A 928-nucleotide genomic window follows, 5' to 3' on the forward strand; every position below is an offset into this window, starting at 1 on the left:
ATTGTTTCACAAGCCAAAAAAGAAAGGAAGAATATATGGGTTTCGTAGTTTTACACATGGAAAAGGCGCACGGCAGCGACAGCGGAACGACCGCACATATCGAGCGTTTCATCATACCGAAGAACGCCGACCCCACACGCACGCACCTAAACCGCAGGCTCATCGACTACCCCGACGGGGTGAAAGACCGTTCGGCGGCTATACAGCAGAGATTAGAAGAAGCGGGGCTGACACGCAAAATCGGAAGCAACCAAGTACGGGCAATCCGCATCAACGTGTCGGGAACGCACGAGGACATGAAGCGGATAGAGGAAGAGGGGCGTTTGGACGAGTGGTGCGCCGACAATCTGAAATACTTCGCCGACACGTTTGGAAAGGAGAACATCGTGGCGGCTCACCTGCACAGGGACGAGGAAACGCCGCACATACACGTTACGCTCGTTCCCATCGTCAAGGGAGAGCGAAAGCGCAGGAAAAGGGAGGAACAGACGAAGAAGCGATACCGCAAGAAACCGACCGACACCGTGAGGCTGTGCGCAGACGATATTATGACACGGCTGAAATTGAAGTCCTACCAAGATACCTATGCCGAAGCGATGGCGAAATATGGGCTGCAAAGGGGCATAGACGGCTCGAAGGCTCGCCACAAGTCCACGCAGCAGTATTATCGGGATATACAGAAACTCGCCGACAACCTCAAAGCGGAAGTGGTGGATTTGCAACAGCAGAAAGAAACGGCACGGGAGGAATTAAGGCAAGCGAAAAAAGAGATACAGACCGAGAAGCTGAAAGGGGCGGCAACCACCGCAGCCGCCAACATCGCCGAGAGCGTCGGTTCTCTTTTCGGCAGTAACAAGGTCAAGACACTGGAAAGGGAGAACACCGCCCTGCATAGGGAGGTAGCCGACCACGAGGAAACCATCGAAGC

1 protein-coding gene is annotated in these 928 nt (G+C 54.2%); it reads left to right on the forward strand.

The genetic code is table 11. The features are described from left to right. Positions 1 to 35: 35 nt before the first annotated feature. Positions 36 to 928: MobV family relaxase (gene mobV / locus DWZ47_RS30270; protein WP_117515692.1), on the forward strand; the 893-nt coding region annotated here is incomplete at its 3' end.

Origin of the sequence: Bacteroides sp. AF32-8BH, from assembly GCF_003435205.1 — a bacterium.
Lineage (GTDB): Bacteria > Bacteroidota > Bacteroidia > Bacteroidales > Bacteroidaceae > Bacteroides > Bacteroides ovatus.